This is a genomic window from Chondromyces crocatus, from assembly GCF_001189295.1.
Lineage (GTDB): Bacteria > Myxococcota_A > Polyangia > Polyangiales > Polyangiaceae > Chondromyces > Chondromyces crocatus.
Genome location: NZ_CP012159.1, coordinates 11,294,789 through 11,311,135, shown reverse-complemented (window position 1 = coordinate 11,311,135; position 16,347 = coordinate 11,294,789). Strand labels below are relative to the sequence as shown.

The following is a 16,347-nucleotide window of genomic DNA, read 5'->3' as shown; positions in this document are numbered from 1 at the left end:
GATTTCGCAGGCTCGGGTGGGGGTCGGCCGCGCTCCGGAGAGGAGCGAGACGGGCATTCGCGGGGTTCCGGGAGGATGCTGAAGGCGCACGCCGGGGGTTGCCGCGGGGCGTCGAGCGGGCGTTTGGGGGTCCTCGGGCGGGCGATTGGGGGTAACCTGCCGGCTCACTCTGGACGGCGGCGGGAACTCGGGCGGCCGTGGCGTCGCCCCTCCCCTGGAAGCGGTAGCGGAGGCGGTCGGCTCCCATGCAACGCGCGATCTACGACTGGAACCGCGGTGACGAGCGCACCGAGGGGACTTCCGGGGCGGAGGGGGCGGACGACGAGGCGCCCGCGCTCTCCTGGAGGCCGCAGAAGAGCGTGCGCGTCGTGGACGAGTCGCTCCGGGACGGGCTCCAGAACGCCTCCGGGGTGAATCCGCCGGTCGCGCACAAGATCGACCTCTTGCACGCCATGGCCGCGGTCGGGGTGGACGTGGTCAGCGTGGGCTTGCCTGGCGCCGGGACGCGGCACACGGAGGACTCGCGCGCGCTGTGCCGGGAGATCCGGGACGCGAAGCTGCCGCTCGTGGCCACGGCCGCCGCCCGTACGGTCGCCGCCGACGTGGAGGGGATCGTCCGCGCCGCGGATGAGAGCGGCCTGCCGATCGAGGTGTACGCGTTCATCGGCAGCTCGCCCATCCGGCATCTGGCCGAGGGGTGGGACCTCGACTTCATGGTGCGCGCCATCCAGTCGGCCGCCGACGTGGCTCGGCGGGGAGGGCTGCCCTTCTGTCTGGTCACCGAGGACACGACGCGCGCGCACCCGGAGGTGCTGAAGGCGCTGTTCCGCGCGGCGGTGGACGCAGGCGCGAGCCGGCTGTGCCTCTGCGACACGACGGGGCACGTGACGCCGTACGGGGTGGCCGAGCTGGTGACGTTCGTGCGCGACACGCTGCGCGCGATGGGATCGACGGGCGTGGAGCTGGACTGGCACGCGCACAACGACCGGGGCCTGGGGTTGCAGACGGCGCTCTGGGCGGCGTCGCTCGGGGTGGAGCGGGTGCACGGGACGGCCCTCGGCGTGGGGGAGCGGGTCGGCAACACCAGCCTGGAGCTGCTCATCGACAACCTGGGACGCCTCGGCGCGCGGCCGGCGGTGCCTCGGGCGCGGCTCGTGGCGTACTGCGAGCTCGCGGCCCGCGCGCTCTCGTGGACGATCCCGCCCGATCACCCGATCGCGGGCGCGCGCTACCAGAAGGAGCGCGACGGGGTGCGGAGCTACCGGAACCTCTCGGAACACTGGACGGAGGAGCCCGTCGAGGTGCTGCAAGCGATGACGCTCCACCTCGTGCAAGGTGCGGGCGCGGTGCGGCGCGGGAGCCACGGGGGGCTGGAGACCGTGGGGAGCGCAGGACCGGTCGGGGCGAGCGAGGTGGCGCTCGCGGTGCCAGCGCGGCGGACGTTGCTGGAGGCGCTCCGGTACGACCTCGATCTGATCGGGACCAAGCAGGGCTGCGACAAGGGCGACTGCGGCGCGTGCACGGTGCTGCTCGACGGGGTGCCGGTGCTGTCCTGCCTGACCCTGGCGCTGGAAGCCGATGGGCGCGCGGTACAGACGGTGGAGACGCTCGCCGGGGCGCCGCACATCGATCCGCTGCTCGACTGCTTCGATCGGCTCGGCGGTGGGCAGTGTGGGTTCTGCACGCCCGGGATGCTGATGAGCGCGACGGCGCTGCTGGAGCGGTGTCCGTGTCCGTCGCGTGACGAGATCAAGCTCGCGCTGTCCGGCAACCTGTGCCGGTGTACCGGGTACACGAAGATCATCGAGGCGGTGGAGCTGGCGGCGAAGATCAAGCGAGGCGAGGCGGACGCGGAGGCCGGGGTGGACATGCCTGGCAACGAGTGCGCACCGGAGCCTCTGCCGTCGAACGCGAGCCGCTCGCGCAAGGGGCAGGCGTCATGAGCGCGGGGCAAGGCTCGGGCCTGCTGGGACGGCGCGGGCGGGCGCTGCTCGCGCCGCGGGTGACGGGGCAGGTGCGGTACACGGACGACATCCACCTGCCGCGGATGCTCTGGGGGCGCATCGTGCGCTGCCCGTACCCGCACGCGCGCATCGCGAAGATCGACGCGTCGCGGGCGCTGGCGCGGCGGGGGGTGGTGGCGGTGATCACCGGGAAGGACATGCCGGAGCGGTTCGGGATCATTCCCTGGACGCCGGACGAGTTCCCGCTGGCGCTGGAGCGGGCGCGCTTCGTGGGCGATGCGGTGGCGTGTGTGGCGGCAGAGGACGAGCGGCTCGCGCACGAGGCGGCGGAGCTGGTGGACGTGACGTACGAGCGGCTGCCGGCGGCGACCGATCTGCAAGGGGCGATCGATCGGCCGGAGGTGGGGCTGGGCAAGGGCGGCAAGGACAATGTGTCCAAGGAAGTCGCCCTGTCGTTCGGGGACGTGGACGGGCTGCTCGCGGGCTCGGACGTGGTGATCGAGGGGGACTACTACTACGAGGGATCGGCGCACGCGCCGATCGAGACGCACTGTGCGATCGCGCAGCACGACAAGAATGGGCTGCTCACGGTGTGGTCGACGACGCAGGTGCCGCATTACCTGCACCGGGAGCTGTCGCGGGTCCTGCGGGTGTCGCCGGCGCGGATCCGGGTGATCCAGCCGCCGGTGGGCGGGGCGTTCGGGGGCAAGAGCGAGCCATTTTCGCTGGAGTTCTGTGCGGCGAAGCTGGCGATGGTGACTGGGCGGCCGGTGAAGATCCTCTACACGCGGGAAGAGGAGTTCTATGCACACCGCGGCCGCCACCCGATGCGGATGCACATGAAGGTGGGGGCGACGCGCGAGGGCAAGCTCACCGCGGTGGACGCGCAGACGGCGATCGACGGGGGCGCGTACTCGTCGTTCGGGCTGGTGACGGCGTACTACTCGGGGCAGCTCTTGACGCTGCCGGCGTTCGCCGAGGGCTACCGGTTCTCGTCGACGCGCTACTTCACGAACAAGCCGCCTTGCGGGCCGAAGCGGGGGCACGGCAGCGTGCAGCCGCGGTTCGCGTTCGAGGTGTCGCTCGACAAGATCGCCGAGCGGCTCGGGATGGATCCCATCGCGCTGCGCCGCCAGAACCTGGTGGGGCCGGCGTCGACGACGCTGAACGGGATGCGCGTGACGTCGAACGGGATCGAGGCCTGCCTCGATGCGGTGGAGCGGTCGAGCGGCTGGAAAGAGCGGCGCGGGAAGCTCGGCCCGGGGCGCGGGCTCGGGGTGGCGGTGAGCGCGTACATCTGCGGGACGAACTACGCGATCTACCCGAACGACATGCCGCAGAGCGCGGTGCAGCTCAAGGTGGACCGGTCGGGCGTGGTGACGGTGTTCTCGGGGCAGAGCGAGATCGGGCAGGGCTGCGACACGATGCTCGCGGTGCTGGTGGCCGACGAGCTGGGGCTCGATCTGGGCGCGGTGCGGGTGATCTCGGGGGACACGGACCTCGCGCCGGTGGATCTCGGGGCGTACTCGTCGCGCGGGACGTTCATGAACGGCAACGCGGCGCTGCACGCGGCGCGGCAGGTGCGCGACAAGCTGCGCGAGGCGGTGGCGGCGAAGCTCGAGGTGTCACCGAAGGAGATCCTGGTGACGCGCGGTGCGCTGGTCGTGGCGAACGATCCCGGGCGCGGGGTGACGGTGACCGAGGCGATCCAGCTCGCGGAAGGGCGCTTCGGGACGCTGGGGGCGGTGGGCTACTACAACACGCCGAAGCTCGGTGGCGACTACCGGGGCGGGACGATCGGGGCGTCGCCGGCGTACTCGTTCACGGCGCACGTGGCCGAGGTGGCGGTCGACGTGGAGACGGGGCGGGTGGACGTGAAGACGATCTGGGTCGCGCACGACTGCGGCAAGGCGCTGTGTCCGACGCTGGTGGAGGGGCAGATGGAGGGGTCGGCGTACATGGGGGCGGCCGAGGCGCTGCTGGAGGAGCACGTGATCGGCGCGGACGGGCTGCACCAGGGCCCGAGCTTGCTCGACTACCGGATCCCGACGTCGCTCGACGTGCCGGATCTGGTGTCGTTGATCGTGGAGTCGCACGACCCGGAGGGGCCGCACGGGGCGAAGGAAGCCGGGGAGGGGCCGCTGCATCCGTCGATTCCGGCGATCGCGAACGCGATCTACGACGCGGTGGGGGTGCGCATCGACCGGCTGCCCTTCACGCCGTCGCGGGTGCTCGCGGCGCTGCAAGAGAAGGCACGGCGCGAGGTGGAAGACGGCGCCAGGGGCGGCGCGGGCGGCGCGGGCAGCGCGGGCGGCGTCGGGTCCAAAAGCGGCGCGGGCGCCGTGGTCGCGGCGGAGTGAACTGAAGCGCCATGCTGCCGCTGCCGATCTTCAAGTACCACCGGCCCCGGACGCTGACCGAGGCCGTGAACCTGCTCGCGGAGCTGGGGGACAAGGCGCAGATCATCGCCGGGGGGACCGATCTGCTCCCGAACATGAAGCACGGGCTGTTCGCGCCGGAGCTGCTGGTGTCGGTGAACCGGCTCGACGAGCTGCGGGGCATCCGGCTCTCGCGTGACGCCGAAGGGCGAGAACGGCTTCTGGTGGGTGCGGGGATGCGCCTGTTCGAGGTGGCCGAGAGCCTGGTCGTGCAGCGGGTGGCGCCAGCGCTCGCGGAGGCGGCCGCCCAGGTCGGCGGGCCTCACCACCGGGCGATGGGGACGCTGGGCGGCAACATCTGCCTGGATACGCGGTGTCGCTACTACAACCAGACCTACTTCTGGCGGAAGTCACTGGGCTTCTGTCTGAAGAAGGACGGGACCGTGTGCCACGTGGTGCGTGGTGGCCGGAACTGCGTGGCGGCCGCGTCCAACGACTCGGCCCCGGCGCTCATCGCCCTGGAAGCGACGATCGAGGTGCTCGGGCCCAAGGGGGAGCGGCGGGTCGCGGCGGCCGACTTCTACACTGCCGACGGCATCCGCAACACCGTGCTCGTCCCGGGCGAGGTGGTGGTCCGGGTGAGCGTGCCCCTCGTCCCGGGGCGTCTGAGCGCGTTCGAGAAGCTACGGCGGCGTGGAGCGATCGACTTCCCGCTGCTGTCGGTGGCGGCTCGCGTCGATCGCGGTGAGGTGGGCTGTGGCGCGCCCGGGTCGGTGGAGGCCGCCGATGTGGTGGTTTCCGCGCTGGGAGCGCGCCCGAGACGGGTCCGTGCGGCCGCCTCGATTCCGCCTGGATCACCGCGGGAACAGCTCGTCGAGGCACTTGCTGAGGCCGCCTTCAACGAATGCAGGCCGCTGAGCAACCTCGACGAGGAGGTGATCTGGCGCAGGCAGATGGTCCGGATCCTGGTTCGCAAAGCAATTGCACGCGCGGCTGGCCTCGCATGAGCCAACCCGCGTTAGAGTAGCCTGTCATGCTCGTACCTTCGCGCCTCGCGCTCGTATTCGGCGCGGCCCTGTTGGTTGCCTGCGGTGGGGGTGGGGGCAGCGCACCAGACGCCGGTGTTCAGGAAGAGGAACACCAGCCGCTGGTCCGCTTCGAGAGCTACGTTTACGTCGAACCCGGCGCCTCCGACTTCGTGATCGTGGAGCGGGTGCGGCAGCAGGTGCTCTCGGTCTTCCCTGCGCTCCGGCAAGCCCACGTGCTGGTGAGCAAGCGCGAGGTGCCCGGGGTGAAGACCGAGGTGTTCGAGCGCGAGGCGGTGGAGGTCGTGGACACGGCGCTGGACGCACACCGGACGGCGATGCGCGTGCGCTACCGCTACCTGACGCGCGCGGACGTCTCGCGGACGGTGGAAGGGCGAGAGCAGCTCGAGCTCGCCGTGCTTCACCGCACGCGCGGGCCCGACGCGCGCCGCATCGTGCGCGAGTGCACGGCACTCGATCCAGAGGACCGGCGCTCGCAAGGGACCATCGCGCTCGACTTCAACGCGACGCTCGCGGGCTGCAAGAAGGCGATCCAGGAAGAGCAAGGCGCGATCGACACGGCGCGGGCCAAGCTGACGCAAGAGGGGGTGGAGAAGATTCCCATCGAGGAGCTGAACCGCCTCTACTTGCCGGTGAAGGTGGTGCTGGAGTCGCCGCCGACCGGGGCGCCGCTCGGCACGTTCCCGCGTTACGAGGCATTCGGCGAAGCGCAGGCCGCCGAGATGGCGCAGGCGCAAGCGGCGCAGACGCAGGCGGCGCAGGCGCAAGCGGCGCAGGCGCAAGCGGCGCAGGCGCAGGCGGCGCAGGCGGCGCAGGCCGCGCAGCTCGCTCAGGCCGCGCAGCAGGCGCCGTCGGGGTACGAGGGCTCGCGCGCTGGTGGGATGGGAGGACCTTCGAAAGACGTCGATCCCTGGAGCGGCCCGATGGAGCACGAGCGCGCCGTCGCGCCGGTCGAGCCGCAAGGGCACGCGCTCGGGGCCTCGGCGATCGAGCGCCTTTCGCACCGGGACGAGAGCGACGACATGCCGCGAGAGCCTGCGCCGCCGCGCGAGCCCGGGATGTCGGTTCCCAGGGCGCCGGCGCCACCGGGGCCGCCACGCTCGGTGCGCCACGAAGAGACGATGGGCGAGCGCTTCGAGAGCATCTTCGATCAGCTCTTCCAGGCCCGCTTCCTCGCGGTGTGGGCGAGCCTGCTGCTCATGATCCCGGTGCTGATGGGAGAGCGGAAGAAGAAGCCCACGCCCGAGTGAGGGCCTCGACGTCGTGGTGCACCTCAGCGCTTGGACAGCGCTCAGCGCTTGGACAGCGCTTCGGCCAGGTCGCCGAGCAGACCGCGGGCGAGGGTGACGAGCTGGCCGGCGTCGAACGGCTTGACCAGGAACGCCGAGGCGCCGAGCTGGGACAGGCGCTTCCACTCCGCGGCGCCGCCGCTGCCGGTGGCCACGATGATCGGGAAGTCGCCGCCGCGCGGGAGCGCCCGCACAGCGGCCGTCAACTCGATGCCGTCCATCACCGGCATGTCGAGGTCGACGACGGCGAGCGCCGGGGGGTGCTTGCGGATCTCGTCCAGCGCGGCTTGCCCATCGGGCACGGTCACCACCTGGGCGCGGGGCAGCGCGGCCTCCAGCACCATCCCGACCAGCGCGCGGAACTCGTCGCTGTCGTCGGCGACCAGCACGCGCATCGGCATCCATGAGAGCGGCGCGTCCTCGCGGGCCTTGAGCAGGCCGAAGCGGAGATCCTCGGCCGTCGCGGTGCGCTCCTCCGGGTCCTTCGCGAGCGCGGCGAGCACCGGCGCGTCGAAGGAGGGCGGCAGCCGCGGGTTCAGCTCGCTGGGAGGCGGCGGCGCGCGGTAAGCGTGCTGCTTGAACAGCTCGATCATGTTGCGCCCCTCGAAGGGCAGGCGCCCGACGAGGAGCCAGTAGGCGATGAGGCCGAGCGCGTAGACGTCGACCCGCGGGAAGAGCGCGCGGTCGACGGAGCGGCGCAGCGCGACCTCGGGCGCGATGTACGCCGGGGTCCCGGAGAAGGTGGGCCGGTGCGCGTCGTCGGGGGAGAGCTTCTTCGCCAGACCGAGATCGGCCACGACCACGCGGCGCCCGGGGCCGACCAGGATGTTGCTCGGCTTGATGTCGCGGTGGACGATGCCCGCCTCGTGGATGGCGGTGACGCCGAGGCACATCTGGTCGAGCAGGTGGAGCGCCTCGTCGAGCGGGAGCGGCGCGCCGCCACGCGAGCGGACGTAGGCGTCGACCGTCGCGCCATCGACGTACTCCATGACGAAGTAGGGCGCGCTCCCTTGCATGGAGGGCGGGGGCCAGCTGTCGCGGGTGTTCAGGCCGCCGCGGTGCTCACCGAAGGCGTAGATCTCGACGACGTTCGGGTGATGCACCCGGGCCATCGCGCGCGCCTCGTCGAGCAGGCGGTGCTGCATCGACGGGTGATCCATCTGCTCGGACCGCAGCAGCTTGATCGCGACGGGCCGCTGGAGCTGCTCGTCCTGCGCGAGCAGGATGACGCCCATCGCACCCTCGCCGAGCCGGCCCACCACGCGGTAGATGCCGCCGATCAGGGTCCCGTCTGAGGGGGTGACCAGGGTGCCATCCACCTCCGGCGCGTCCGGAGGCAAGGCGCCGGTGCTTCCGAAGCTCGGCCCCTCGGGGGGACTCACCTCGATGCGCTGCCTGCGCTCCAGGACCACGGTGTCGATGCCAGCGCCGTTCGGGAGCGTGCGCTCCTCCTCGGGGGTGTGGAGGGGCGGGATTGAAGGGTCCCCCGAAGATTCCACCTGGGTCGCCTGTGTGGAGGCCAACTCCTCCGCAGCGCTGACCACGGGTGGAACCGTCATGCCCTCCATCCTCCGACCATACGGGCCGCCCTGAAGGTTTGCAAATGAGCCCATCTGCCTGCTCCCCCCTCGTGCCCAGGCTCCCATCCTCGGCGCGCGTGCGTTTCGCGCTCTCTGGACGGTGAGTGTTCCCCTCTGACCTGTTTGCCTCTGCGGGGGCGCCATGTGGATCGTGAGATGCACAGACCTCGCCAGGTGGCTCGGCCGCCAGAGAGCCCCCTTCCCTCCGGTCCATCAGCTTCGCACGCGAAAGGCTCTTCGGTAAGCTCCAATACGCACCGGTCCCGTGCGCGGGATGCCGTTTTGGTGGGCCGCCGGCGCGGGAGGACCGCTGTGCGCGCGCGATCCCGGGATCAGGCCGCGCCGAGGGCGAACTGCACGCTGCGCCGCACGATGTCGAGCAGCTCGGTGAGGTCGTCGTCGGGAATGGTGAGAGGCGGGGCGATGTAGACCACGTCGCCGAGGGGGCGCAGGTATGCGCCCAGGCGTCGCGCTTCGGCATAGGCGCGCCACCCGAGATCGCCGAGGTACCCCGCACCTGGACGTAGGTCCAGCGCGCCAATCATGCCCAGCGCGCGGGCGTTCGACACGCCCGGAATCTGGCCGAGATCCGAGAATGCCTGGGCGATGCGCGCCATCTTCGGCGCCGCCTGGGCGAGCAGCTGCTCCTCCTCGAACACGGCGAGGACCTCCCGGGCGATGGCGGCGCCGAGCGGGTTTCCGCAGAAGGAATGGCCGTAATAGAAGGTGTTTTCCGGCGGCAGGAAGGCGTCGAAGATCCGGTCCGTGGTCAGCGTGGCGGCCATGGGCAGGACGCCGCCGGTGAACCCCTTGCCCACGGTCATGATGTCGGGCGTGACGCCCGCGGAGGCGCAGGCCCACATGCCGCCAGCGCGGCCGTAGCCGGTGAAGACCTCGTCGATCACGAGCAGGACGTCGTGCGCGTCGCACAGCGCGCGGGCCCGCCGGAGCAGCTCGGGATCGTACATGCGCATGCCGATCGAGCCTTGCACGAGGGGTTCGAGGACCACGGCAGCGATCTCGCCGCGGCCCTGTTCGAGCACCTCGGCGAGGGCGCCGAAGGCCACCTCGTGACCTGCCGTGTGCGCCTCGCCGGCCGGGGGCGGCGGGACGAAGAGGCACTCCATCACCGCGCCGGCGAACGGCCGCCGGAAGACCTCGACCCCGCAGAGGCTGGTGACGCCCATGGTCTCGCCGTGGAAGGCGCCTTCGAGCGCGACGAAGCGCTTGCGCGCGGGCTGCCCGACGTTGCGGAAGTACTGGAGGCTGAGCTTGATCGCGACCTCGTTCGCGGTGGAGCCGTTGTCGCTGTAGAACACGCGCGAGAGGGGGCGAGGCGCCACGGCGACGAGGGCCTCGGCGAGTGCCGCTGCGGGCTCGTGGGTCACGCCGGCCAGGGAGGTGTGGCAGAGCTTCGAGGCTTGCCGTCGCAGCGCTTCGACGAGCCGTGGGTGGTTGTGGCCGAGGGTGGACACCCACCAGCTCGAGTTGCCGTCGAGGTAGCTCTTGCCGTCGACGTCGTAGAGGCGCGCGCCCTCGGCGCGATCGATCACGAGCGGATCGACCTCGTCGATGTACCGCCGCATGGCGGTGTACGGGTGCCAGACGTATTGCTTGTCGAGCCGGACGATGGCTTCACGATCGAGATGCATCGGCGCGGAGGATACCGCTCGGTGCGCTCATCGGGCAGGGCTGGGCGGGCTTGTCGGGAAGGATCGCCACCCGCTACGGTCGCTGTCTGGATGAGCACGTCGCCGAAGCGGTGGTCGTACGACTTAGAGCGGCTCTACGAGGACCAGGAGCCGGACTTCGTGATCGACGTGATCGCGCAGCTCATCTGCTGGCTGGATCCGGTGGGGGACCAGTGTGAGCACGCCTTCGAGGTGCGAGAAATCACGCGCCGCGGCCCCGTCGAGCACCGGCTCGACCTGTCCTGGAACGTGCGCCGGCTGGCCAGGCGCGACCCTCGGCTCGAAGCCGACCTCGCGCGCTTCCGCAGTGGGAAGACTTTGACCAAGGAGGACCAGGCGAAGTATGCCGCCTACGGGCTGGCGTTCGTGGCCACCTCCTGTCTGCTCCGTCGCCGCATCGAAGAAGTGGCTTACTTCCGCTCCCCCGATCTGCTCCTGGACGCCACACCGGATGCCCTGAAGGGCGTCGAGGTGGCTGGCCGTGGAAGCAGAGGGTACGCGGCGCTGGAGCAGACCCTCCGCGGCGCGAAGGGGAAGGTCGGCAAGCACGCGCAGCTCGTGCAGCGCGCCGATGTGAAAGAGGCCTACCTCTCCCTGTGGTGCTGTGAGCCGCGGGTCGCGGTGTGGCAGAAGGTGAAGCCGTGAGCCCGGCCGAGCGGGCAGCGCTCCGCCGAGCAGCGAGCGTCGCGAAGATGCGGGCCACGCGGCTGCGGACGCTCGGCGATCGCGCCGACCAGTGGGAGGCCGTCCTGCTCTTCCACCGCGCCGCGAAGCTCTCCCTGGAAGCACTCGCGGAGACCGCGCCGGAGGCGGAGAAGCTGGGGACGTGGATCGAGGCCTGTGGTCTGTTCCTGGAGGCGCGGGATCCGGTGCGGGCTGCCGAGGTCTGGTCGCGCCTTCCCCGGACGGTGTTCTCCACGGCGGCCGGCGCGGTGATGATCGACCGGCTGCGTGAGCCCTATCAGGAAGCCGTGACGGCGTTCTCCGTGGCGCTGCGACAGCTCGGGGCAGGTCGTCCCGCTGCACCCGAGCCCTCGACGCTCGATCCCGGCGCCCTGCGCGCGCTCCTGGAGGCGTACCCGGGTGTCGCCGAGGGGTGGTGGGCGCTCTCGAAGGCAACGCAGGACGACGCGGAGGCGCGCGACGCCCAGGCGCGGATGGTGCAGCTCGACCCGGCATGCGAGGGGGAGGGCGTGGGGGCCGCCGCATGGACCCGGATGACGCCGGCGCTCATGAGCACGCTGCGCATCAAGATGGCCTCCGAGCGGGCGGGAGATGCGCTCGAACTCGACGCCGTGGGCCAGATCGCGGCGTCGTTTGGCCGTCTGTTCCGAGATTTCGTCACCCAGTGCCTCGGTCTCGACGTCACCCTGCTGCCTTGCCGTGCGCTGACCGGCTCGTTCCTCCTCGAAGTCGCCGCCCCGGGGCTACCTCCCCATGCGATCGAGACGCTGAACGTCCTCTTGAAGGACACCCCGGAGCGCATCGGCGCGCGTGAGCTTCTGGAGCTTCTGGCACGCCTTCAGCGGAGCGGGATCCGGCTGAGTGTGTCGCAGGGCGAGCTGGAAGAGGAACTCTCCTCCCCGCAGCTCGTCATCGACGCCGGGTGGCGCAAGCGGCTGCTTCAGGTGACCGAAGCGGAGGCGCTCCGTCACCTGGACACGCGTGACATCCCCCAGGCCGACGATCTCGAACGCATCTTCGGCCTGGTCCAGATGGTGGCGGGGCAACACGAAGTGAACGCCGTGTCGCTCGGGGTGACCCGGCGGCAGGTCGCCTATTACCGACGCGCAGCCGAGATTCTCGGATTGCTCGGCGATTCAGGGGAACTGACCGCAGCAGGGCGGCTCATCGCTCGCCTGGGCGACGAGGACCGGCTGCGCGCGACCGTCGTCCATTTCGAGTCCAGCATCTGTGGTGACGCCTGGATTCAATGGAGCCGCGGCAGGACGCTGCGGGAAGTCGACCCGAACTCCGCGCCGGCCTTCCTGGAGGCCAGTGTCCCCGGGCTCAGCGAGAGCACGGCAGGCCGACGCGCACAGACGCTGATGGCCTGGCACCGAGCGCTCAGCGCGTATCACTACGCCGCCGAGGCGGCTGACGAGACGACGTCGCGCGCGCCTTGAGCGGCTGGCCGTCGCTGGATGTCGGCTCGACGGCGGGCGCCACGGTGCGGCGAGGTCTCGCTGCGCGTGGCGAGCGCGTCGAGGCCACGCCCTCGAAGGAGGCCTCCTCGCCACCGACCTCGGCGAGCCTCTTCCTGGTGATCTCCACCGCGTTCGGAGAGAGATCCGCACCCCAGAACTCCCGGCCCATCTGCAACGCGGCCACGCCGACGGAGCCGGAGCCCATGAAGGGATCGGCCACCCGCTCGAAAGGCGCGCTGCTCTGCTCCACGAGGATGCGGCTCAGGTCCGAGGGCTTCTCCGTGGGATAGCCCCCGACGATGCGCGGGGCTTCGAGGATGTCGGGGATGGCCAGGTTCGACAGCTTGCGCTTGCCCTTCTCGAAGAAGAGGATGAACTCGTAGCGGCTCCGGTAGTGGTAGCCCATCCCGATGCGCTTCTTGTCCCAGACGAGCGGCTTCCACAGCTTGAACCCGATCCGCTCTGCCACCGGCTTGACGACGAACATCGTCTCGCTGTCGCAGAACAGATAGACGTGGCCGTCTCGCTTCAGGACCCGCCAGATCTCGCTGAACAGCTCGTCGAAGCGGGCGTTCGGGAAGATGGTGAACCAGTCGTTGCTCGACGCTTTGCTGTGCTTGAGCCGCGTCGTGGTGCCGATCGCGCGGTGCTTCTCGAGCGACTCGTACGGAGGATCGGTGATGACGAGGTCGACGCTCTCGGCCGGGAGGCTGCGCATCCACGCGACGGCGTCACCCTGATGGAGACGGAAGATCGGTGGGGCTTGCGTTGCGGCCCGAGCCCTCGCCGTCTCGCCTTCCGGCAACGGATCACCAGGCGCGATCGGTGGGGCCGCAGGGGCGAGGTCGGCGCGACGACGACGGGACGAAGGGGCGTTCTGATCCTTGGTCCGACCCATCGACGCGCGACCCTAGCGTGTCCTCTCGGTGGGGGCGAGCCTCCGACATGCGTGCGGTGGGCGGTCTGCCGGAGGGGTGGGATCCCGAGCTATGCTCGGCGCCTCCGACGCACGGACCCATGAACCAAGAGAGTCTTCCATCGCCAGGCGCAGTCCGTGCGGAGCGGGCGCTGGCGCCTGACGAGACCCCGTCCGCTGCGGAGCCCACGGCGCCTGCAGACCGGCTCGATGTGCTCGACGCGCTGCGAGGGGTCGCGCTCTTCGGCATCCTCGCCGTGAACCTGACCTACTGGTTCCGGGACCACCCCTCGCGATCGGTGCTCGACCCGGATCTCTTTCGTGGCGTCGCCGATCGCGCCGCGGAGTTCGCCGTCATCACGTTCTTCAACGGCAAGTTTCTCACGCTGTTCGCCATGCTGTTCGGCGCAGGCCTCGCCTTGCAGCGGGAGCACGCGCTGGCGCGGGGAGGAGGGTTCCATGGTCGCGCCTTGCGTCGCCTCGCCGTGCTGCTGCTCTTCGGCGTCGCGCACGTGGGCTTGCTCTGGATGGGCGACGTGCTCCACGTCTACGCACTGCTCGGACCGCTGCTGCTCCTCTTCCTGGGGTGCACGACACGCACCCTGACCTTCTGGGCGGCCTTGGTGTTTGCGCTCCCGCCGATCCTCGTGACCTGTCGCCTCGTGGTCGGTGGGCTCGCGCGGGCGGTGCCTCCTGTGGAAGAGCTGGAGAGCGCGCGCCAGCACGTCGAGGTCGCGCTGCAAGTCTATGGTCACGGAGGCTGGTTGGAAGTCGCTCGCTACCGGATCCACGACTACGTCCAGTACCTGCCCACGCTCCTGCCGGCTGCCTACGCCGCGTTCGGTTCGTTCCTGGTGGGTGTCCTCGTGTGGCGCTCCGGGGTCGTGCAGGAGCCAGCGCGCCATCGGGCGTCGCTTCGGCGGATGCTGATCGGTGGGCTCGTCCTGGGGGTCGGCGTCACGCTGCTCGAAGGGACGATGAGCCAGCGGGTCCCGAGCGGGTGGCGGGGACTCGTCGACCTGGTGAGCGCGTTTCAACCGGCGGTGTATGTGGCGCAGGCGCTCGCTTATGGCGCCGGGGTGCTGCTCTTGCTCCAGAGGCCAGGCTGGGGCGCGCGGTTCTCGTGGGTCACGGCAGCCGGACGGATGGCGCTCTCCTGTTACCTGCTGCAATCCCTGCTCTGCGGGATCATTTTCTATGGGTATGGCTTCGGACTGTACGGGCACCTGGGGCCCGCGGCCGGGCTCCTGGTCGTCTTCGGCATCTATGCGGTGGAACTCGCGCTCAGCCGGTGGTGGCTCTCGCGGTATCGCTTCGGACCCCTGGAGTGGCTCTGGCGCACGCTGACGTACGGGAAGCGACAGCCCATGCGCTCGTGAGCACCTGAGCGGAGGCTTGCCAGCTCAGCCTTCGTTCAGCTACCGCGCCGCGCCGCAGCGGCGACGGCGTCCTCGACCGGCGCCGTCTGCGGACGCTTCGACGTCTTGCCCTTCCCCGCGGTGGGCTTCTCGGGCTCGGGCGGCAAGGTCGCGTCGGCGCAGCAGCGGAAGCCGGTGGAGTAGTCGTGGTAGGCGGGCTCGTGGGCGATGGTCGTGTAGTAGCAGCCAGGCCCCAGCTCGTTGGTCGTGCTGAAGAAGCCGCCCATGAAGACGCCGTTGCCCTCGTGCCAGGGCTGCGAGCGGCGCTCGATCTCCTCGGCGAGCCGGTCGACGAAGTGTTGATCCACGCTGTCGCTCACCCACTCGTGCAGGTTGCCCACCATGTCGTGGACGCCGAGCTCGCTGGCGCAGCCCTCGTACTCGGCGGTCTTCGCGAGGTAGCCGGGCTCCAGTGCGAGCTTCGGGCTGTTGAAATCGTCATAGGTCCAGCCGCGCCCCTTCGCCCCGAAGAGCGCCGAGAGGAGGTGCGGCTTCCCGGTCGAGCATTTGCCGCGCTCGCCGCGCTGAGCGTAGGGATAGCGGTACGTGCCGCGGCCTCGGCAGGCCTGCATCCACTCCTGGCGGGAGCAGAGCCGCTTGCCGGAAGCGACGCAGGCCGCCTTGGACTCGACGCGGCTGATGAACGCTTGCGGGTAGACGTCGGGCGCACTGCGGGCCGCGTAGCGCACACCCGCCTCGGGGCGCTGCGAGTACGGGTGCACCAGCTCCTGGCCAGTCGCCGGATCACCTCCCTCGACCACGAGGTGCCCTTCCCAGCGGTCCACGCAGTACTTGCCGATGAGCGCCATTTCGGGAGGACAAGGGGCGGGCGGCGAAGGCTCCTCGGCGGGCTGCGCTTGCGTGTCGGCGGCCGGGTCGGCGCCGTCGGGGCGTCCTTCCAGGGCGCCGAGGGGTCCGTCGCCCGGTGCTGGGGCGGGCGTCGAGGGAAGGGTCAGCACGCTGGCCTGGATCACCTCGCCCCCCTCGGAGGGCGCTGCGACAGGAGGGGCCTCGGCCGCAGCTTCCGCCGGCGCCCGGGTCCGTTCGCTGGACGAGCACCCAGCGAGAAGTCCCAGAATGCAGGGGAAAATGCGCGAAAAGGGGAAAGCGCCCGTCACGCGCCGGAGTGTACCCGGAGATCGTTCGGCTGGGCGATTCTGCGGCGATCTTCGGTGGCGGCTGGGACAGCTCCCTTGCCTTTTGCCTGACGGCGCGCGTGGGTGAAGGGCGTGGCGCAGGTCACGCCGCGCCGCGGCAGGTCACTCGGGATCCCCGGCGAAGATGCACGTCCCTGGGCAGTCGGCGCCGCCGTTCTCCGGGTCGCAGTCGTCGCGGGGATCATCGAGGCAGACGTGGTCCCTGGAACAAGGAATGCCGGCGAAGCCGCCACACATCGCGCCGACGCAGATGCCGCCACAATCGGAGCCGCCGTTCTGGGGGTCGCAGTCGTCGCTGGGATCGTCGACGCACTCGTTCGTTCCGCCGCACGGCTGCCCCGTGAACCCGCCGCAGGTGGTGATCGGCTCTCCTCGCGTCGCCGCGTGGGCTGCTTGCTCGTCGGCTGCTTGCTCGTCGGCTGCTTGCTCGTCGGCTGCTTGCTCGTCGGCTGCTTGCTCGTCGGCTGCTTGTTCGTCTGCCGCCTCCACGGCCTTCAGCGCGCCCTCCGTGCCGGTGTCCTGCAAGTTCGCGCTGCATCCGAGGCTGAAGAGAGAGCCACCGAGGAGCAGCGCGACCAAAGTGAATGACTTCATTTTCATGGAAACCCTCCGCGTGCATGCGGCTGCGCGGGTCGCGCAGGGGATTGCGATGCACGGAGGCTCATCGAGCAAGGAGCACGCCGCGGCAGAGCCGGCTCGGAGCGATGAGCGCGCCTGCAAGCGTGGCGCAATCGGCGCCAGAGCTGCTCGATTCGCGCCAC

11 protein-coding genes and 2 pseudogenes are annotated in these 16,347 nt (G+C 70.5%); 8 read left to right on the top strand and 5 right to left on the bottom strand.

Features of this window, described 5'->3' with window-relative positions; genetic code table 11:
* Positions 1–245 precede the first annotated feature (245 nt).
* The 5 genes and pseudogenes from CMC5_RS49060 to CMC5_RS46790 all read left to right on the top strand — a co-directional run.
* Positions 246–1,136: pseudogene (locus tag CMC5_RS49060) on the top strand (2-isopropylmalate synthase); the annotation flags it as partial.
* Between the two features lie 177 nt (positions 1,137–1,313).
* Positions 1,314–1,943 (top strand): (2Fe-2S)-binding protein, encoded by a 630-nt coding sequence (locus CMC5_RS49055; RefSeq protein WP_082363616.1) that lies wholly within the window; start codon positions 1,314–1,316, stop codon positions 1,941–1,943.
* A complete protein-coding gene (locus tag CMC5_RS41220; protein WP_156339273.1) occupies positions 1,940–4,324 on the top strand; it encodes a xanthine dehydrogenase family protein molybdopterin-binding subunit in 2,385 nt (794 codons plus the stop codon). Before CMC5_RS49055 ends, CMC5_RS41220 begins: the two co-directional genes overlap by 4 nt.
* Before the next feature lie 11 nt (positions 4,325–4,335).
* On the top strand, positions 4,336–5,349 hold the full coding sequence (locus CMC5_RS41215) for an FAD binding domain-containing protein (protein WP_050435553.1): 1,014 nt from the start codon (positions 4,336–4,338) through the stop codon (positions 5,347–5,349).
* 26 nt (positions 5,350–5,375) lie between these two features.
* Complete coding sequence (locus CMC5_RS46790) at positions 5,376–6,638, top strand: hypothetical protein (RefSeq protein WP_050435552.1); 1,263 nt, start codon at positions 5,376–5,378, stop codon at positions 6,636–6,638.
* 41 nt (positions 6,639–6,679) lie between these two features.
* Here the strand turns inward: CMC5_RS46790 and CMC5_RS41205 are convergent, their stop codons facing one another.
* Together CMC5_RS41205 and bioA are read right to left on the bottom strand one after the other, a co-directional pair.
* Positions 6,680–8,236 carry a protein kinase domain-containing protein gene (locus tag CMC5_RS41205; RefSeq protein WP_050435551.1) on the bottom strand — a complete coding sequence of 519 codons (1,557 nt, stop codon included), beginning with the start codon at positions 8,234–8,236 and terminating at the stop codon, positions 6,680–6,682.
* Positions 8,237–8,589: 353 nt separating this feature from the next.
* Positions 8,590–9,909 (bottom strand): adenosylmethionine--8-amino-7-oxononanoate transaminase, encoded by a 1,320-nt coding sequence (bioA, locus tag CMC5_RS41200; protein WP_050435550.1) that lies wholly within the window; start codon positions 9,907–9,909, stop codon positions 8,590–8,592.
* Positions 9,910–9,999: 90 nt separating this feature from the next.
* On the opposite strand from bioA, the gene CMC5_RS41195 reads away from it, so the two are divergent.
* Positions 10,000–10,593 carry a hypothetical protein gene (locus tag CMC5_RS41195; RefSeq protein ID WP_050435549.1) on the top strand — a complete coding sequence of 198 codons (594 nt, stop codon included), beginning with the start codon at positions 10,000–10,002 and terminating at the stop codon, positions 10,591–10,593.
* Positions 10,590–12,074, top strand: coding sequence for a hypothetical protein (locus CMC5_RS41190; RefSeq protein WP_156339271.1), 1,485 nt, complete (start codon positions 10,590–10,592; stop codon positions 12,072–12,074). The genes CMC5_RS41195 and CMC5_RS41190 overlap by 4 nt, the downstream gene beginning before the upstream one ends.
* A gap of 118 nt (positions 12,075–12,192) precedes the next feature.
* On the opposite strand, the pseudogene CMC5_RS49050 reads toward CMC5_RS41190, so the two are convergent.
* Positions 12,193–12,813: pseudogene (locus CMC5_RS49050) on the bottom strand (DNA-methyltransferase); the annotation flags it as partial.
* Between the two features lie 299 nt (positions 12,814–13,112).
* Here CMC5_RS49050 and CMC5_RS41180 point away from each other — a divergent pair.
* A complete protein-coding gene (locus CMC5_RS41180; protein ID WP_082363334.1) occupies positions 13,113–14,390 on the top strand; it encodes a DUF418 domain-containing protein in 1,278 nt (425 codons plus the stop codon).
* Positions 14,391–14,425: 35 nt separating this feature from the next.
* On the opposite strand, the gene CMC5_RS41175 is transcribed toward CMC5_RS41180, so the two are convergent.
* Positions 14,426–15,403, bottom strand: a complete 978-nt coding sequence (locus CMC5_RS41175) for an SUMF1/EgtB/PvdO family nonheme iron enzyme (protein WP_156339270.1) — start codon at positions 15,401–15,403, stop codon at positions 14,426–14,428.
* Positions 15,404–15,688: 285 nt separating this feature from the next.
* The gene (locus CMC5_RS41170; RefSeq protein WP_156339269.1) at positions 15,689–16,186 is read right to left on the bottom strand and encodes a hypothetical protein; all 498 of its coding nucleotides are present in this window, start codon (positions 16,184–16,186) and stop codon (positions 15,689–15,691) included.
* Positions 16,187–16,347 lie beyond the last annotated feature (161 nt).